At 66.2% G+C, this 17,785-nt stretch carries 6 protein-coding genes; 2 read left to right on the top strand and 4 right to left on the bottom strand.

The window, feature by feature from the left end; genetic code table 11:
- Positions 1 to 19: 19 nt before the first annotated feature.
- Together ACJRPG_RS10430 and ACJRPG_RS10435 are read left to right on the top strand one after the other, a co-directional pair.
- Positions 20 to 1,207, top strand: a complete 1,188-nt coding sequence (locus ACJRPG_RS10430; RefSeq protein ID WP_408000013.1) for a helix-turn-helix transcriptional regulator — start codon at positions 20 to 22, stop codon at positions 1,205 to 1,207.
- Positions 1,204 to 2,154, top strand: a complete 951-nt coding sequence (locus ACJRPG_RS10435) for a GlcNAc-transferase family protein (protein ID WP_408000014.1) — start codon at positions 1,204 to 1,206, stop codon at positions 2,152 to 2,154. The genes ACJRPG_RS10430 and ACJRPG_RS10435 overlap by 4 nt, the downstream gene beginning before the upstream one ends.
- A gap of 9 nt (positions 2,155 to 2,163) precedes the next feature.
- Here the strand turns inward: ACJRPG_RS10435 and ACJRPG_RS10440 are convergent, their stop codons facing one another.
- From ACJRPG_RS10440 to ACJRPG_RS10455, 4 genes are all read right to left on the bottom strand, one after another.
- Positions 2,164 to 12,555 carry a beta strand repeat-containing protein gene (locus ACJRPG_RS10440; RefSeq protein WP_408000015.1) on the bottom strand — a complete coding sequence of 3,464 codons (10,392 nt, stop codon included), beginning with the start codon at positions 12,553 to 12,555 and terminating at the stop codon, positions 2,164 to 2,166.
- Between the two features lie 41 nt (positions 12,556 to 12,596).
- Positions 12,597 to 14,144 (bottom strand): hypothetical protein, encoded by a 1,548-nt coding sequence (locus ACJRPG_RS10445; RefSeq protein ID WP_408000016.1) that lies wholly within the window; start codon positions 14,142 to 14,144, stop codon positions 12,597 to 12,599.
- Positions 14,145 to 14,377: 233 nt separating this feature from the next.
- Positions 14,378 to 16,144: a M14 family metallopeptidase gene (locus ACJRPG_RS10450; protein ID WP_408000017.1), complete on the bottom strand. Its 1,767-nt coding sequence runs from the start codon at positions 16,142 to 16,144 to the stop codon at positions 14,378 to 14,380.
- A gap of 115 nt (positions 16,145 to 16,259) precedes the next feature.
- On the bottom strand, positions 16,260 to 17,774 hold the full coding sequence (locus ACJRPG_RS10455) for a S41 family peptidase (protein WP_408000018.1): 1,515 nt from the start codon (positions 17,772 to 17,774) through the stop codon (positions 16,260 to 16,262).
- Between the last annotated feature and the right edge of the window lie 11 nt (positions 17,775 to 17,785).

The following is a 17,785-nucleotide window of genomic DNA, read 5'->3' on the forward strand; positions in this document are numbered from 1 at the left end:
CTGAACATGGGGAACCACTGTGGACTTGTCGCAACAGCGCTTTGACGCAATCATCGAGCGCATCTACGCGACGCTGGACGACGCGGCCAACTGGCGCGGCGTGCTCGAAGAGATCAACGACGCCTTCGGCACGCGCGCCGTGCACCTGCTGGCCTTCGACGGCCGCAACGGCTCGCTGTCCTATAGCGAAGGCGCCGACATGGCGCCGCAGATCGATATGGAATACATCCAGAAATTCCAGTTTACCGATCCGCGCGTGCAGCTGCTGCGCGAGCAGAAGGAGAGCGAATGGGTGCATTGCCATGAATGGTTCGACGAGGACTTCGTCGCCGCCAGCCCCTTCTACCAGGAATTCCTGATTCCCCACGGCGCGCGCTACCTGTCGGCCTGCAAGCTGCTGGAAAACGAACGCGCCACCGTCCTCATGGCCTGGCTGTGCCGCCCCGAAGACGGGCCGCTGTCGGCCGAGGCGCTGGCCTTTGCCGAACGCCTGCGGCCCCATATCAGCCGCGCCTGCCGGGTGGGGTTGGACCATTTCGTTTACTCCACGCAGGCGCTGGTGGGCAGCGCCCTGGTCAACAAGCTGCACCAGCCTGTGATGCTGCTCACGACGACCGGCGAAATCATGCAGATGAACCAGGCCGCGTCCGGCCTGCTGCAGCGCACGCCGCTGGTGCAGGTGGCCGATGGGCGCCTGGTGCTGCCGGAGCGCTACCGGCAGGTTTTCGCCGACCATTGCGTTGCGCTGGAAAACCACGTGCGCTTCGGCAGCGGCGAGGGCGCCCCCGATGCCAACCTGCAGTCGCTGCGCATCGAAAGCGAGGGCGAAGCGCAGGACACGGTCTACGCCTTCTACTCCATGCTGCTGCCGGAGCGGGTGATGGGCTCCTTCGGCCTGCGCCCGCTGGTCATGCTCTTCCTCTACCACCCCGGATCGGCGCAGGTGATCGATTCCAGCCTGCTCACCGCAGCCTTCGGGCTGTCGCATGCGGAATGCCGCATCGCCACCATGCTGGCCGACGGCATGCACCTGAAAACCATCGCCGATACGCTGGGCGTGCAGTACGACACGGTGCGCAAGCAGCTGCTGTCGATCTACCAGAAAACGTCCACCAACCGCCAGCCGGAACTGGTGCGCCTGCTGCTGCACATGCCGGCTGCCACGGTGCAGCGCGCCATCGAACCATTGCAGAAGGCCCTGCCGTGAGCCAGAAGATCTTCATCAGCGTTGCCGCCTACCTGGACCCGATGCTGTTCTTCACGCTGAACGACGCGCTGACGAAGGCGGCGCAGCCGCTGCTGCTTTCCTTCGGCGTGGTGGACCAGCATGTGGAAGACCAGCGCGCATCGATCTCCTCGCTGCCCTATGCGCGCCAGGTGCGCTATGTGCACGTGCATCCGGAAGATACGCTGGGCGTGAGCTGGGCGCGCAGCACGGCCTTCAGCCTGTACGACAACGAGGCCTTCCTGCTGCAGGTGGATTCGCACACGCTGTTCGAGAAGGGCTGGGACAAGCAGCTGCGCGCGCAGCATGCGGCCCTGCGCGAGCGCTCGGCCAAGCCTATCGTCAGCACTTATCCCTACCGCTTCGATATGGTGGATGGTGTGCCGCAGTACACGCCGGGCGAAGGCAAGACGGCGCTGGTGCTGCGTCCGCATCCCGAAAAAATGCCGACGGCCGACGATGCGGTCATGCGCTTCCAGGGCCGCCACCTGTTCACCGACCAGCCAGTGATGGGCTGCCATATCTCGGCGGGCTTCCTGTTCGCGGCAGGGCAGTTCGTGGAAGAAGTGCCCTACGATCCCTACCTGTATTTCCATGGCGAGGAACAGAGCCTGGCGGTGCGGGCATTCACCCGCGGCTGGGACATCTTCCATCCGCTGGTGGTGCCGCTGTACCACCTGTACAAGACGGAAGGAACGCCCTACTCCACCCACCACTGGTATGGCGAAACGGACGCGAAGCGCGCCTTCCAGTCGTCCTACCTGACCGAGCGCGCCAGGCAGCGCCTGAACCGCCTGCTGATGGGCGACGGCCTGCCGGGCGCCTATGGCCTGGGCACGGTGCGCAGCATGGACCAGTACCGGGAACTGAGCGGGATCGATTACCGCACGCAGACGGTCATCGATCCCTTCAACGGCCAGCTCTGCTGACCGCTACCCTTATGGCACGGGAATCTGTGCCACAAAGGTCACTTCGTTGCTCGCGTCGCCCGCGTAGTCGCGCTGGCCGTCGTGATCCAGGTCGTTCCAGATCTGCACCGTGACACGCTCCACGTTTACCAGGTAATCCACCTCGTCCACGCTGTTCACGCGGAAGCGGTAGCCCGCATCGTACGCAGCGCCGTCCGCGCCGGACATGCCCGTGGTCAGTGCGGTCAAGGACACGGCGCTGGCTTCCGATGAGTTGCTGACATAAACCTCCAGCACATCCTGCGCCGGATTGCCCTGCGGGTCGCTGCCCGCGTTGGCGCCGCCATCGTAATAGTTGGTGCCGGTGCCCAGTGTGACATTGTCGCCAAAGCCGCTGGCGGTGATGGTGTCGTTGCCCGCGCCGAGGTCCGCGAACACGCCGCGGCCCACCGTGCCCAGCAGCGCCAGCCCGGAAGTGCTCAGCTGCGAGCTGACGACCACGGTGTCGTTGCCAAGGCTGCCGTTGAACCAGGCCAGGTGCATATAGGTGGACAGCAGGTTGCCGGACGGGTCTTTCGTTGCATCCGACGCATTCACCTGCTGCTCGTTGACCATGACCGACAGCGGAATCTGGCGCAGGAACTGCGACTCGCCCGGGTCGCGCTGGCCGTTGCCGTTGCTGTCCGCATAGGTGAAGATATTGACCGCTTCGATATTCTTCACATAGTCGGTCTCGCCGCCTGCCACGATCTTGAACTGGTAGCCTTCGCTGAACGCCACCTGGTCGGCGCCCGTGCCGCCTGCGTCCAGTACCGTGGCCGTGGCCGCGTTGCCGTCAGCCGTGGTGGCGACATAGATCTCCAGCGTATCTGAAGGGCGCTGGCCATCCGGCGTGGTGCCGCCATTGGCGCCGCCGTCCACCCGGTTGATACCGGCGCCGGCCACGATATTGTCCGACCAGGCGGAGCCAGTCACCGTATCGTTGCCCGCCCCCATGTCGAAGTACATGCCGCGGCCATTCGCCTGCATCAGGTCGCGCAAGGACTGCGGCAGCACGGCGGCATCGGCCACGTCATTGCCTAAGCCGCCATTGGCCCAGGCGAAGTGGCGGATGTCCGCCAGCGGCCTGCCGTCCGATGCCTTGGTCGGGTCGCCGTCCTTCAGCGTGATGCTGCCGTACTGGGTGGCCAGCACGATATCGCGCGCCCACGCGGCCTGCGGCCCCGGCTGCCCAATGCTCACCGTCACCAGCTCGATATTCTTCACATAATCGATCTCGCTGCCGTTGACGATCTTCAGGGTGTACCCGGCGCTGTAGGCCGTGGCGTCGGCGCCGGTCGAAGAGCCGTCGAGCTGGATCGCCTGCACCGCATTCGCCCCCGCCTGGTCGTTGACGAAGATTTCGAGGATGTCCTTCGCATTGCCGTACCACGGATGGGTGCCGGCATTGGCGCCGCCGTCGATACGGTTGGTGCCGGCGCCGGCATAAATCAGGTCGCTGTAGCCGGTGCCGGTGATCGTGTCGTCGCCGCCCGCGAAGGCGAACTGGGCGCCCCGGCCATAGGTGCTCATCAGCGCCTGCACGGCGGAGGAGAAGCCGGTGGCCGCATTGAAGCTGTCGTTGCCGTTGGTGCCATATGCCTCGGCGAAGAAGTGCAGCTCCTCCATGGGCACCGCGGCGCCATCCGGCAGCGCCGCCTTGCTGCTGTCGAGGTTGGAAGGCTTCGCTTCCCAGGTCCGGGTCTGGAACTGCACCGTGGTGCTGCCGCTGGCCGCCAGCGCGCCGCCAAAGCCCTGGCTGCCGTCATTGCCGTCGTTGAAGACCCAGTCAATGGTCACGCTCGACGGCGGCGTGCCGCTGCTGTTGGCGTAGCCGATGCCGTGCAGTACGCGCGTGACCATGCCCTGCACCGCGATGTCGTTGAAGTGGATGGTCAGCGTGCCGGCACTGCTGTTGGCCCAGCCCACCTGGATGCCGTTCACACGCAGTTCGCCGTTCTGGAAGCTCACCTCGCCCACGCCGACGAAGATATCGCTCGCATCGGCGCCGCCCTGCCGGCTCAGCGTGAGGCTGGCGCCTGCGTAGTTGCCGCGTGCTGCCAGCTGCGCATCGAAGATGGCCGCATTCTCGTTCAGCGCTTCCGCAAACACGCCGTTCATCACCACCGTATTGCCCAGCGTGGAAGCAGGCGAAGGATTGAAGCTGGCGTCGCGCGAGCCGTCGGCGTTCAGGCGGATCAGCACATTGCTCTGGTTGAAGTTCATGTCATTCTGGGTGCTGCCGAAAATGACAATCTTGCCGTTCACGAGCTGCAGCGAATACGCCTGGTCGCCGATGCCCAGCACCGGCAGGTAGACCGAGCCGTTATTGCCGAAGCCGGCGTCGATGCTGCCGTCCGGATTCAGGCGGCCGAGCAGGAAGGCCGCGCCTATGCCCTGCGAATTGCCGTTCACGGTGGCCAGGGTGAGGATCTTGCCATCCGCCAGCAACTCGGTAGCGGCCGTACGGTCCGAGCCGTCGCCGATGTGCAGCTTGACCAGGCCGTTGGTGCCGAAGCCGGTATCGCGCGAGCCGTCCGCATTCAGGCGCAGCCACGCGTTATCGAGGTCGCTCGCGGTGGTGGTGCCGGTGCGGAACTGGCCGGACAGCAGCAGCTTGCCGTCGGCCTGCACCTTGATGCTGGTGGCCACGTCGGAGCCCACGCCGACCGGCACCAGCACCTTGCCGCCGGCGCCGAAACCGCTATCCAGCGTGCCATCGGTGTTGACGCGCACCGCCATGAAGTCGGGATTGGCGCCCACGCCCGAGCCGGCGATGACCAGCTTGCCATCGGCCTGCAGCGCCGCCGATGCCGCGTTATCGCTAGCGCTCAGGTCCAGCACCAGCTTGCCATCGCCATCGAAGCTCGTGTCCAGGCTGCCGTTGGCATTCAGGCGCAGCACCGCCAGGTCGGCGCCGCCGCCGGCCGAACCGACCACGGTGATCTTGCCGCTGGCCGGATCGGCCAGCAGCTTGCTGACCGTATCGCGGCCGGCCGAGAAGGACACGGTCTGGTAGCCGCCGCTGCCGAAGCTGGTATCCAGCGAGCCATCGGCGTTCAGGCGCATCACGCGCACGTCCGCGCTCTCGCGCGGCTGGGTGCCAACGGCCACCAGGAGCTTGCCGTCGCTGAGCTCAAGCGGACCGGCCACCGTATCGTAGCTGGTCGGCAGCGTGACGCGGCCGCTGCTGCCGAAGGTGTTGTCCTGGCTGCCGTCCGCATTCGAACGGTTCAGCACCAGCACATAATTTGAATCGTCCGGCGATGCACGGTAATAGGAAACGGCGAGCAGCTTGCCGCTGGCCAGCACGGTGCCGCCCAGCACGCCGAAATCGATGCCAGCATTGTCCAGGGCCACACCGGGCGCCACGCCGGTGAAGCTTGGCGCCGTATTCGTGGTCAGCGCCACGCCGCGCGAGTATGTCACCTCATTGATGGCGGAATCGCTGCTGTAGTCGCGCTGGCCATCGCCGTCCTTGTCGTTCCATACCTGCACATTGACCTGTTCGATGTTCTTCACATAGTCGGTTTCCGTGGCGCCATTGACCACCTTGAAGCGGTAGCCGGCGGCATAGGCGGCGCCGTCGGCGCCGCTCATGCTGCTGGTGAGCGCCGTGACCGCCACGGCGTCGGCTTCCGCGGTGCTGGCCGTATAGACCTGCAGCATGTCGATGGCCGCGCCGCCGTTGGCCATGGTGCCGGCATTGGCGCCGCCGTCGATGTAGTTGGTGCCGGCGCCGCCAGTGAAATCGTCGCCGAAACCGCTGCCGGTAATGGTATCGTCGCCGCCGCGGCCATCCACCCACACGCCGCGGCCATAGCTGGCCATCAGCGCCTGCGTGGCCGAACTCACGTCACTGGCGGCATTGAAGGTGTCGGCATTCATCGAGCCCTCGCCCCAGGCCATGCTGAAGGACGAGGCCAGGGGCTGGCCGTCGGCCGTTTTGGTCGGATCCGTCGTGCTGACCCGTACCTCGTTGACCAGCATTGCAAGCGGAATGTCGCGCACCCAGCTCACTTCACCGTTATCGCGCACGCCGTTGCCGTTCGCATCGTTCCAGACCTGCACCGAGACCAGCTCGATGTTCCTGACGTAGTTGATTTCGCTGCCGTTGACGACCTTGACGTCGTAGCCTGCATTGAAAGCGGCGAGGTCCTCGCCCGTGGCGCTGCCCGTCAGCTTGGTCGCCGCCACGGCCGCCGCCGCAGAGGCATTCGGCGCGTAGACCACCAGCATGTCGCGGCCGGAACCGGAACCGCCGGGCGCCGGCCCCGCGTTGGCGCCGCCGTCCGCGCAGTTCACGCCGCCGCCCAGCACGAAGACATCGCTGTAGCCGGTGCCGCCGACGGTGTCGTTGCCCGCCCCCATGAGGAAGGTGGCGCCGCGCTGGAACTCCGCCATCAGCGCCAGCGTGGCGGAGCTGAAGGAAGCCTGGCTGACCGTATCGGCGCCTGCCGTGCCCTCCACCGTCGCCATGGCGCTGAGAGAGCTCAGCGGCACAGGCACGTTATTGTTGAGGAGCGTACTCAGGGCCGGATCGATCTTGCTGCGTTCAACGGCATCGATGGTGGCCGCAATCTGCACCGTGGTGCTGGCGGTGGCGGTATAGGCCGCGCCCAGGCCCTGCGCACCGGTATTGCCGTCGCTGAAGGTCCAGTCGATGACGAGGGAAGACGGCGGCGTGGCGCTGCCGTTGCTGTAGGCGATGCCGTGCATGGCGCGGTTCACCATGCCCTGGCTGGACTGGGCATTGAAGGTCAGCGTCAGCGTACCGCCAGACTGAGCGACGGTGCCGATGACGATGCCGCCCACACTCACGTTACCGTTGGCGAAGCTCACGTCGCCGCTGGCGGAGAACAGGTCTTCCGCCGCGGCGCCGCCCTGGCGCGACAGCGTCAGCGTGGCGCCGGCATAACTGCCTTTCGCATTCAGGTCGGCATCGTAGATCGCGGCATTCGTGTCCAGTACTTTCGGGCGCAAGCCGTTCGCGGTAACGGTGCCGCCGACGCTGCTGGCCTGGCCGGTGGCGAAGCTGTCGTCCAGCGTGCCGTCCGCGTTCAGGCGGGCGATCACGTTGCTGACGTTGGCCTGCAGGTCATTGAAGGTGGAGCCGAACAGCACGATCTTGCCGTTGGCCAGCCCCAGCGAGGCGGCCTGGTCGCCCATGCCGTGGCCCGGCACGGTGGCGATGCCGCCGTTGCCGAAGCTGGTGTCGAGCGTGCCGTTCGCGTTGTAGCGGGTGATGGCGAACTGGCCGCTCATCACACTGCTCAGTTGCACATTCATCGTGCCCGCCGTGACGATTTTGCCGTCCGGCTGCACCTGGATCGCAAAGATGCGGTCGTTCAGGTTGCCCACATGGGTGACGACCTTGCCGCCGGTGCCGAAGCTGCTGTCCAGCGAGCCGTCGGCGTTCAGGCGCACCAGCGACATATCCCAGTCGCTGGTGTCGGCCGAACCGCTGCGGCTATAGCCCGCCGCGATCAGCTTGCCGTCCGCCTGCAGCGTGAGCACATAGGCGGCGTCGCCGCCCGGCCCGACCGCCAATACCTGCTTGCCGCCGGTGCCGAAGCTGCTGTCCAGCGTGCCGTCCGCATTGATGCGCACCAGGCCGTAGTCGGCCGCACTGCCGCTGCCGACGGTGCCGGCAACGACAATTTTTCCGTCGGCCTGCAGCACGGCGGCATTGGCGCTATCGGGGCCGGTCCCTACCGGCACCACCAGCTTGCCGCTGCCGTTGAAGCTGGTGTCCAGCGTGCCGTCCGCGTTCAGGCGCAGCAGCGCGAAGTCGTTCGTGCTGCTGGCGCCGCCATTGCCGGTGCCAGCGACAACAATCTTGCCGTCAGCCTGCAGCAGGATCTGGCGCGGCGTGTCGTTGGCCGATGCGACGCCTACCACCACCGAGCCGCCGCTGCCGAAGGCCGTGTCGAGCGTACCGTCCGCATTCAGGCGCAGCACCTTGATGTCCGAGGGCGAGCCGGGAGTGCTGACCGAGACCAGTACCTTGCCATCGGCCTGCACCACCGGCGCAGTCACCGCAGCGTAAGCGGTCGGAATCTCGACGCGGCCCGTGCCGCCGCCGAAGCTGGTGTCCACCGAGCCGTCGGCATTGTTGCGGGTGAGGTAGATCGAATAGTTGTCGCCGTTGATGGCACTGTCGATATAGGAGACGGTCAGCAGTTTGCCGCCCGGCAGCACCACGCCGCCCACAGCGCCGAAGTCCTGTCCCGCGTCGGTGATGCTGACGCCGGGCGCCGTGCCCTTGAAAGTGGGCGCCGTATTCGCGGTCAGCGAAATGGTGCGGCCCAGCGTGACTTCGTTGACGGAGGCGTTTGTCGAGTAATCGCGCACACCATCGCCGTCCTTGTCATTCCAGATCCGGACATTGACGCTGCTGAGGTTCTTGACGTAATCGACCTCGGTGCTGCCGTTGCTGATCCTGAACTTATACCCTGCGGCGAAGGCCGCTGCATCGGCGCCGGTCATGCCGGCGTCCAGCAGCTGCACCTGTACCGCATTGGCCTGCGTCTGGTTCGCGACGAACATGTCCAGCATGTCCACCGGCTTCTGGCCGTTCGGCATGCGGCCGGCGCTGCCCGCGCCGTCGATATAGTTGGTGCCTGCGCCGCCCGCCAGCACGTCACCGTAGGCCGAGCCCACGATGGTGTCGTTGCCCGCACCGAGGTCGGCGGACACACCACGGCCGTTCTGCGCCATCAGCGCGCGCATATCGGACGAGATGTCCGTCGCCGCGTTGAAGCTCTCGTCCTTTGCCGTGCCCTCGACCCAGGCGTAGTAAGGCGAATTGCTGAGGTTATTGCTGGTGGGCTGGATTTCGTCGATGCGCATCGCCAGCGAAATATAGCGGCCGGTGCTGGTGCCGTTGACGCTGACCGACACCGCTTCGATATTCTTCAGGTAGTCCTTCTGACCGGTGGCGCCGTACGTCACCATCCAGCTGTAGGCAGGATCGTCGGAGAGCGCAACCTGGATGGCCGACAGCTCCGTGGTGCTGGCCACCGTAATCTCGAACACGTCGCGGCCCTGCAGGCCGTTGGCGCCAATATTGTCGCCGCCGTCGATCTTCGAATTGCCCGCGCCGTTCACGAAGTTATCGGAATAGCTGGTGCCGGTGATGGTGTCGTCGCCCGCGCCGCCGTTGACCCAGAGGCCGCGCGAACTGGACGCCATCTCGGCACGGATGCCGCCCGACAGCAATGCCGTGCTGCCGGAGAGGTCGATGGTATCGCCCGCACCGGTGCCGTTCACCCAGGCCAGGTGGTAGAAACCGGCGCTGTTGGTATCGGCCAGGTTTGCCTCATCCACCACCACCGCCAGTGGAATGTCGCGTACGAAGGTACTGGTGCTGCCGCTCACCAGCTCGATCGACACGCGCTCGATGCCCTTGATGTAATCCGTCTCGCCGTTGGCTGTTACCTTGTGCGTATAGCCGAGGCCGAGGGCCGCGGCGTCGGCACCCGTGGTGGCGCCGGCCAGCGCGGTGACGCTGACGGCTGCAGCGGCAGCCTGCGTGGCCACCGACACGTGCAGCACATCGCGCGCCTGGCCGCCCCATGGCGGACTGCCGCCGTTGGCGCCGCCGTCGATATAGTTGGTGCCGGCGCCCGCGTTGATGTCGTCGCCGTAGGCGGAGCCCACCACAGTGTCATCGCCGGCGCCCATGTCCATGTATATACCGCGCCCGTTCGTGGCCATCAGCGTGTGCGTGGCAGAAGAGATGCCGCTGGCCGCGTCGAAGCTGTCGCCCAGCCCGGTGCCCTGCACCCAGGCGTGGTGCATTGATTCGGACGGATTGCCCGTCGCTGCATCGATCTCGTTGACGTTGACGGCGAGCGGAATCCACTTGCCGGTGCTGGTGCCGTTGACGTTGACTGTCACCGCCTCGATGTTTTTCAGGTAGTCTTTCTGGCCGGTGCTGCCATAAACCACCATCCAGGTATAGCCCGCATCGTCGGAGGCTTCCACCCGTACCTCGTTCATCGCGGCCGTGGTGGCGACGGTGATTTCGAAGACGTCGCGCGCCTGCTGGCCTGCCGGCCCCGCATTGGCGCCGCCATCAATATAGGAGTTGCCGCTGCCGTTGCGGAAGTTGTCGCCATAGGCAGTGCCGGTGATCGTGTCGTTGCCTGCGCCGCCGTCCACCCACACGCCGTGGCTGTATGTGCCCAGCGCCGTGCGCAGCGGCGCGGACAGCAGTGCGGTGGCGCCCGACAGGTCGATGGTATCGGCATTCTGCGTGCCTTCCACCCACGCCAGGTGGAAGGACTGGGCGACGCCGGCATCCGCCAGGTTGGCTTCGCGCGCTACGACAACGAGCGGAATATCGCGCACGAAAGTGTTCGTGCTGCCGTCGGAAATTTCAATGCTGACGCGCTCGATGCCTTTGGCATACGTCACGTCGCTGCCTGCGCTCACCTTGTATTCGTAGCCGTCATTGAAGGCGGCCAGTTCGGCGCCGGTGCTGGAGGCGGAGAGCTTCGTCACCGTCACCGCGCCGGCTGCGGCCTGGCTGGCCACGGTCACATGCAGCACGTCCTGCGCCTTGCCGCCCCATGGCGGGGAGCCTGCATTGGCGCCGCCGTCAACATAGTTGCTGCCCTTGCCTGCATTGATATCGTCGCCGAAACCGCTGGCCACCACGGTATCGTTGCCGTCACCCGTGTTTACCCAGATGCCGCGCCCGTTGTTGCTCATCAGCGTCTGCGTCGCGGCCGAGACGGCGCTGGCGGCATCGAAATTATCGCCCTGCGCCGTGCCTTCGGCCCAGGCGTAGTGCATGGAATTCGCCAGGTCGCCACCGGCGCCGATTTCGTGCACGCTGACTTCGAGCGGAATCCATTTGCCCGTCGCCGTGCCTGCAACGTTGACCGCAATGGCTTCCACGTTCTTCAGGTAGTCCTTCTCGCCGGTGCCGTAAGTCACCATCCAGGTGTAGGCAGGGTCGTCGGATGCCGCTACGGTGACGGCAGCCATGGCGGCCGTGGAGGCGACCGTCACTTCGAACACATCGCGCGACAATTCGCCGGCCGGGCCGTCATTGGCGCCGCCGTCGATCTTGCTGTTGCCGGCGCCGTTGCGGAAGTTGTCCGCATAGCCGGTGCCGGTAATGGTGTCATTGCCTGCACCGCCGTCGACCCACACGCCGCGCTCGCGCGTATCCAGCGCGGTCCGCAGGGCGGACGACAGCAATGCCGTACTGCCCGACATATCGATGGAATCCGCGCCTGCGGTGCCGTTGGCCCACGCCAGGTGGTAGTAATTGCCGATGGAGGGATCGCTCAGGTTCGCCTCGTTCACCACCACCGCCAGCGGGATGTCGCGCGCGAAGGTATTGGTGCCGCCGTTGACGATCTCGATGCTGACACGCTCAATGCCCTTGATGTAGCTGACGTCCGTGCCCGACACGACCTTGTGCGTGTAATTGGCCGCGGCCGCCGCCTGGTCGGCGGCGCTGCCGGCGCCGGCTGCGAGCTGCGTGACCGTGACCGCATTGGCGGCTGCCTGGCTGGCCACGGTAACGTGCAGCACGTCCTGCGCCTTGCCGCCCCATGGGGGGCTGCCGCCGTTGGCGCCGCCGTCCACGTAGTTGGTGCCGGCGCCGGCATTGATGTCGTCGCCGTAGATGCTGCCTGCGACGGTATCGTCGCCGGCGCCCATGTCGGCCCATACGCCGCGCCCGTGCGTGGCCATCATGGCGGCGGTGCCGGACGAGATATCGGCCGAGGCGTCGAAGCTGTCGTTGAATGCGCTGCCCTGCACCCATGCCAGGTGCATCATCGTTGCCGGATCCTGCGAACCGCCGACCTCCGATACGTTCGTGACCAGCGCAATGCTGCGCTGGTAGCTGTTGTTCATGAATACGTTGACCTGCTCAACGCCTTTCAGGTAGCCCGTCTCGGCGCCGTTCACCACCTTGATGCGGTAGCCCGCCGCATATTGCGCGGCATCGGCGCCGCTGCTGCTGATTGCCGTCACGCTGAGCGCCGCATCCGCCGCGCTGCTGGTAACGAAGATGTTCAGCGTATCCATGGCCTTGTAGCCGCCCGGATCCGTGCCGAGGTTGGCGCCGCCGTCGATCAGGTTGGTGCCGGCGCCGGCACTGATCACATCACCGTATGCGGAGCCGATGACGGTATCGTCGCCGTCACCCATCACGATGGAGGCGCCGCGCGTGTAAGTGGCCATGCGGGCCAGCGTGGCGCTTGAGATATCGGCGGCGTCGAAGGTCTCGGCCGCGCTGGTGCCGTTGGCCAGCACAAAGAAGTACTGCGCGCTGAGCGGCGGCCCCCAGGCGGTCAGGGTATTGTCAGTGGTGCTGACCGGAATTTCGTTGATGACGACGGTGTTCGTAGTTGGCATGATCTTGATCCTTGGTGCGTCCGATTAGTGAGGCGGTAACGTTAGGTTCCCGGATAAGCACCAGGCGGCAGCGTAGGCGTGGCCGTTGGCGGCGGCGTCGGCGCAGGCGGCGGCGGAGGAGGCGGAACCGGCACTGGCGCAGCTGTCGGCGGCGCGGTCGGTGAGGCGGTCGGGGCAGGGGTCGGTGCAGGCGCGGGCACAGTCGTCGCTGGCGGCGAGGGCAAAGCCGGTGGCGGCGGCGGCGGCGACGGCGTCACCGAAGGCGGTGTTGGCCCGGCCGGTGGCGGTGGAGGTGGTGGTGGTGGCGGCGGTGGCGGCGACGTCGGTGGTGAAGTCGGCCCGGAAGTTGGCGGCGGCGAGGTGGGCGCGGAGGTTGGCGGCGCGGTGGGCGGCGACGTTGGCGCCGGGGTCGGCAAGGTCGGCGTTGGCAGCTGGTTCACTGCCGACTGCACGTTTTCCAGTCCGGCCGGAACCGTGGCGGCGGCGGCCGGCATGGTATTCAGCGCGCTGGTAAGGTCCACCAGGTCGCGCAGCGCCTGCGATGCGCCGCTGGAGGCGGCCACCGCGTTGAGGCGTACCGGAACGCTGGTGGTAATGACGCTGGCGCTCTGCACCGCGTTATCCAGCAGGCCTTCGATCACCTTCAGCCTTGCATCCACCCACACCGCGATCCCTGCCGGCACCGCAGCGCCGCTGGCATCGGGACTGGTGCGCAGGAACTGGCTGAGCGCCACCGCGATGGTGGCCTCGGTCAGCCTGGCCACGTCCGCTGCCAGCGGCGCAGTGCCCTGGGCTGCGGCCTTGTTGCTCAGGAAGCGGTCCTGGTTGGCCGCGGCGCCCGTCACCAGCTGCGCCACAGGCGGCAGCGTCGCGCCGGCCGGCATGCTGCCTGCGAGGCGCACGATCTCCGCGCCCACAGCGGCCGAAACGCGCGACATGGCCGCCACGCTGCCGGCCTCCCCTGCCGTGCGTTCGGCCATGGCCATCACTTCCAGCGCCTTCTGCATGGCCACCATTTTCTGCAGCAGCGTCTTCTCGGCGGCGGCCTGGGCCAGCGGATCCTTGTCCAGCACCGAGGCCGACGACAGGCCCATCACCTTTACCAGCGCTTCGCGTGCCTGCGCCAGCGTGGCGCCGGAAGCGACCATGCCGTCGATGACGGAACTGAGCGGCGTGACCGCGTTGAAAGGCTTGCTGGCCGCGTCTTCCACCACCGCGCTCATGCTGTGCGTGAAAGCCTGGCCGGTGGACAGGTCGGTGCCGCCCGTCATGCGCAGGCGCTGTCCGTTGATCTGGGCCACGGGGGCAGTGGTGCTCAGCGTGAACTGGCCGTTGGCGCCGGTGGTGGTGGCGGGTTCGCCGGTATCCTGGCTGTTGTTGTTATTGAGGTCGAGATAAACGGTGGCGCCGCTTACATAGCCGTCAACCACCACGCCGGACAGGGTTGTCGTCGTTGGCTGGGGGGCTGGTGGATTGACAACGGGAGGCGGAGCGCTGTCGCCGCCACCGCCGCCGCCGCAACCGGCGAGGGCGAGGGCAACGGCGAAGGCCAGCGTATTGCGCTGTGGCGAGCGGTCTTTGGTACTCATGGAGTGTTCTTTCGTAGCGCGGTTGACAGAAAAACCGGCGCACGGAACAAACCGACGAGCACTGCGGAAATAGAAGGACACGGCGAGGCAGTGATGCCCGCAGCCCTGTTGAACACAGCTTCCCCCTACCCCCGCGCAGTACTTGTTATGTGATCAGTGCGCGTGTTGCGGAGACTAAAGGACCACTTGAACCCCGGCAATTCACCAAATGGGGAAGCTGTTGTTTTGTTTCCTTACTGCAAGTTGACAGATGCGGTACGCAGTACCGGATAAAGCTGGAAACGCTCATCCCAGGACGCGTGGCGGCGTGCGAAGAAGTCGAGGCGGGCATGCGCGCTCTTCGCAAAGGCGGGATCGCTGTCCAGCTTCGCCTTGAAGGCCGCGGCCAGCGCCGGATCGGCGGCCAGCTGTTCGCGCGCCACTTCCTCGGCCACGTATTCCTCCATGTATTCCTTGCGCTCGAAGGCATTGTTGAACATGCCCCAGGCCAGCAGCGAGTCGGCGCTGCGCGGCTCCAGCATCGTCATCACGAGGCGCGCCTTGGGCTGGGCGATGGGCACGAAGAGCGCGCCCTTCACCAGCTCGCGCTGCTCCGGCTTCCAGCTGCCCTCCACGGCCAGCATCTGGTGGCCTTCGAAGGAATTCGGCGTCAGCCTGGCCTTGTCGGCGCGGAAGCTCTCCACATCCACCTTGCCGGGCGCCGCCTGCAGCACGCGGTAGCTCACGCCATGCTGCTTCAGTTTCGGCGCGACGATGCCGGCCCATGCCGCAGGCACGATGTAGCCGCCGGCCGGCGCCTTGACCTGGAAGTCCGGCACCACTTCATCGCGCAGCGGAACGGTCCACTTCTGCGGTTTGCTTTCATCGTAGCGCGTCCACAGTGCGCCGGAGATGTCGGACGGCGTGCGCGTGTACTCGTAGCCCGCGAACTCGATCATGGTGGTCTTGTCGGTGGTGCGGTAGCTGAGCGGGAAATCCTTGCCGGCCAGCGCGGCCGAGCGGGCATCGGCCTCCGCCGCCGCCTTCGTCCATGCGGCGCCATGCTGCGCCACCTGGTCCAGCAGCGAAACGATGGTGTTGCGGGTGATGCGCACGCGGGTCGGGTAGTCCTTCCACGAATGCGTTTCCACCAGCATGGCAAAGCGGTTGCGCAGCTGGAAATAGCCGGTGGAGAAACGCGGCGTCGACACCTCGTCGACGAAACCGGATTGCGGATCGTCGGTCTTGTCGAAGGAGATGTAGAAGTGCTTCGGGTCGGAGCCCTGCTTGCGCAGGTCGGCCATCACGTTATCGCGCAGCGCCGTGCCGGCCGCCTTCAGGGCTTCATCGCCAGCGTGCACCGGCTCCACCTGGATCGACACATCGGGCTGGAATTTCGCGCCGTCGGTCACGTGCAGGTCCACATAGGCCAGGGGATCCCACTGGTTCACCAGGGCCAGCATGGCCTGCATCTCGGGCGCATCGGCCTTCACGTAATCGCGGTTCAGGTTGTAGTTCTGCGCGGTGACGCGCCAGCCCATCTCCACCGGGCCGCGCTGGTTGGGGCGGTTCCACTGGCCGAAGCGCTCGTGGCCATCCACATTGAACACGGGCACGAAGAGCAGCACCTGCTTGTCGAGCGCGCCCTTGGCGGCCTTGCCCTCGAGCGCTTCGCGCAGCGCGAGGAAGCCCGCATCCTTGCCATCGATTTCGCCGGCATGGATGCCGCCCTGCACCAGCAGCACCGGCAGCTTGCGCTGCTTCGCCTGTTCCGCGGTCAGCGCGCCGCTACGCGACACGGCCAGCGCCAGCATGGGCCGGCCTTCCGGCGTGCGGCCGAATTCGAAGCAGCGCACGGCTTTCGGGTAGGCCTTCTGGAAGTCCGCACACAGCTTGACGACTTCGTCATAGCGTCCCGTCTTCAGGAAGCCGGAGCGTTCGGAGATGGTGGTGAGATCGGGAGCAGCGTGGGCAAGGGGAAAGGCGGCGAGCAAGGCAAGCAGCAAGGCGGAACGGATCATCGGCACGGGACTCCGGCTACGTTAGGGAAGCAGGCATTATATTCCCCACAGCCGAGCCCGTGTCCACCTTGGGGTCAGACCCCAAGGTGGACACGGGCTCGGCTGTGTGCAGCAATCAGGGGCGATCGTGGATCGCGATTTCGCTGCCGATGGGGCGTACCGGGACCAGGCCGGGAGCCGGTGCGGCGGCGCGGGCGCCCGCAGCCGGGACACAGCGCGCCGGACCGGCCAGCGCCGCGGCGAGCACGGCTTCATTCTCGCTGCCGAGCGGATGTTCGAGGTCGTCCGCCACCCGGCAGCTGGGCGCGAAGCCGTCGCCGTAGTCGCCGAAGCCCTTGTCGTTCACGCCCTGGTACTGGATGGTGAAATAGGTGTTTTCGCAGTTGCGGGTGGGGACGAAGGCATAGGGCTTGCCGCAGGTCTGGCTGCCGTACAGGCGCACCTCCACGTCCACGCCGCGCAGGCCGTTGATGATGGATTCGCTGGCCGAACAGGTGCCCGGGCCGGTCAGGATATTCACGCGCTTCAGGCCCAGGTAAGGCAAGGCCTTGCCACTGCCCGCCGTGGGCGTGAACAGCAGGGGCGCACCGGGTTTGGCCGGGTCATTGGTGAGCGTACGTTCGAATACCTTGCCTTTCGTAGGCTCAGGCCCCGCAATCATGTAGGCAACCTGGCTGGCCAGGGACAGCAGGCCGCCGCCGTTATAGCGCAGGTCGAGCACCAGTTCGGTCACGCCTTCGTCGCGGAAGCGTGTAAAGGCATCCACCAGCGGCTTTTCAGCCAGCGCATTATGGTTGCCGAAGGTGAGATAGCCGAACCTGCCGTCCGCCGTGTCGATCACCGCTACGTTCTGCACCGGGGCAATGACGGCTGGTACGGAATTCAGCGCCACCTTGACCGTTTCCTGGCCGCGCCGGAATTCGAACCGGTGCGGCTCATCCGCATTCTTCGGGTAGATCGCGGCATTCAGCTTGCCGATGCTGGCGGAATCGGTGCTGTTGATGAAGTCGACGCCGTCCGCCAGCACCAGCTGGTCGCCGCGCCGCAGGCCAGCCAGCGCCGCCGGCGCGTCGGGCTGCAGCTGGGCGATGCGCCAGGTGCGCGGCACCGTCCCGTCCGCATTGCGCACCCAGGTGATGCCATAGCCCATCTCCACGCCGCGCGACAATTCTTCCCAGGTCTGGTTCGGGTAGCTGAAATGGAAGCGGTCTTTCGGCCGACCCGATGCCGTGAGCAGCGGCGTTTTCAGGACATTGAAATAGCCGACGGCGCTGCTGTATTTCGACGCGTCGATGTCCGGCACTTCCTTGTTCCACAAATAGGTCAGGTCGGTCCACCGGCGCAGGAAGTTGAATTCGTCCTTCAGCGTGCCGGAACGCTGCGAGCCTTCCGGCTTCACGCAGCGGTTCTGGTAGTAGAGCACCGCCGACAGCTGGTCGGGGAACTCGGGTTCCACCGGGGGCGGGTCGACCGGCGGAGGGTCGACGGGAGGCGGATTGGCTGGCGGCGGATCCACCGGCGGCGGGCTGCCAACGGGCGGCCCATCTCCTCCCGGCGGCGGAGCCGGGTTATCGCCGCCACAGGCAGCCAGGGAGAGAGCCAACGCCAGAGCGGCGGACAGACGTTTCATCCGGGCATTAT

Origin of the sequence: Pseudoduganella rhizocola, from assembly GCF_045984285.3 — a bacterium.
Lineage (GTDB): Bacteria > Pseudomonadota > Gammaproteobacteria > Burkholderiales > Burkholderiaceae_D > Rugamonas.

Excerpts from the sequence above, each read along its gene's own strand:
- ACJRPG_RS10440 (WP_408000015.1), bottom strand. The coding sequence starts at position 12,555 with ATGCCAACTACGAACACCGTCGTCATCAACGAAATTCCGGTCAGCACC.
- ACJRPG_RS10445 (WP_408000016.1), bottom strand. The coding sequence starts at position 14,144 with ATGAGTACCAAAGACCGCTCGCCACAGCGCAATACGCTGGCCTTCGCC.
- ACJRPG_RS10450 (WP_408000017.1), bottom strand. The coding sequence starts at position 16,144 with ATGATCCGTTCCGCCTTGCTGCTTGCCTTGCTCGCCGCCTTTCCCCTT.
- ACJRPG_RS10455 (WP_408000018.1), bottom strand. The coding sequence starts at position 17,774 with ATGAAACGTCTGTCCGCCGCTCTGGCGTTGGCTCTCTCCCTGGCTGCC.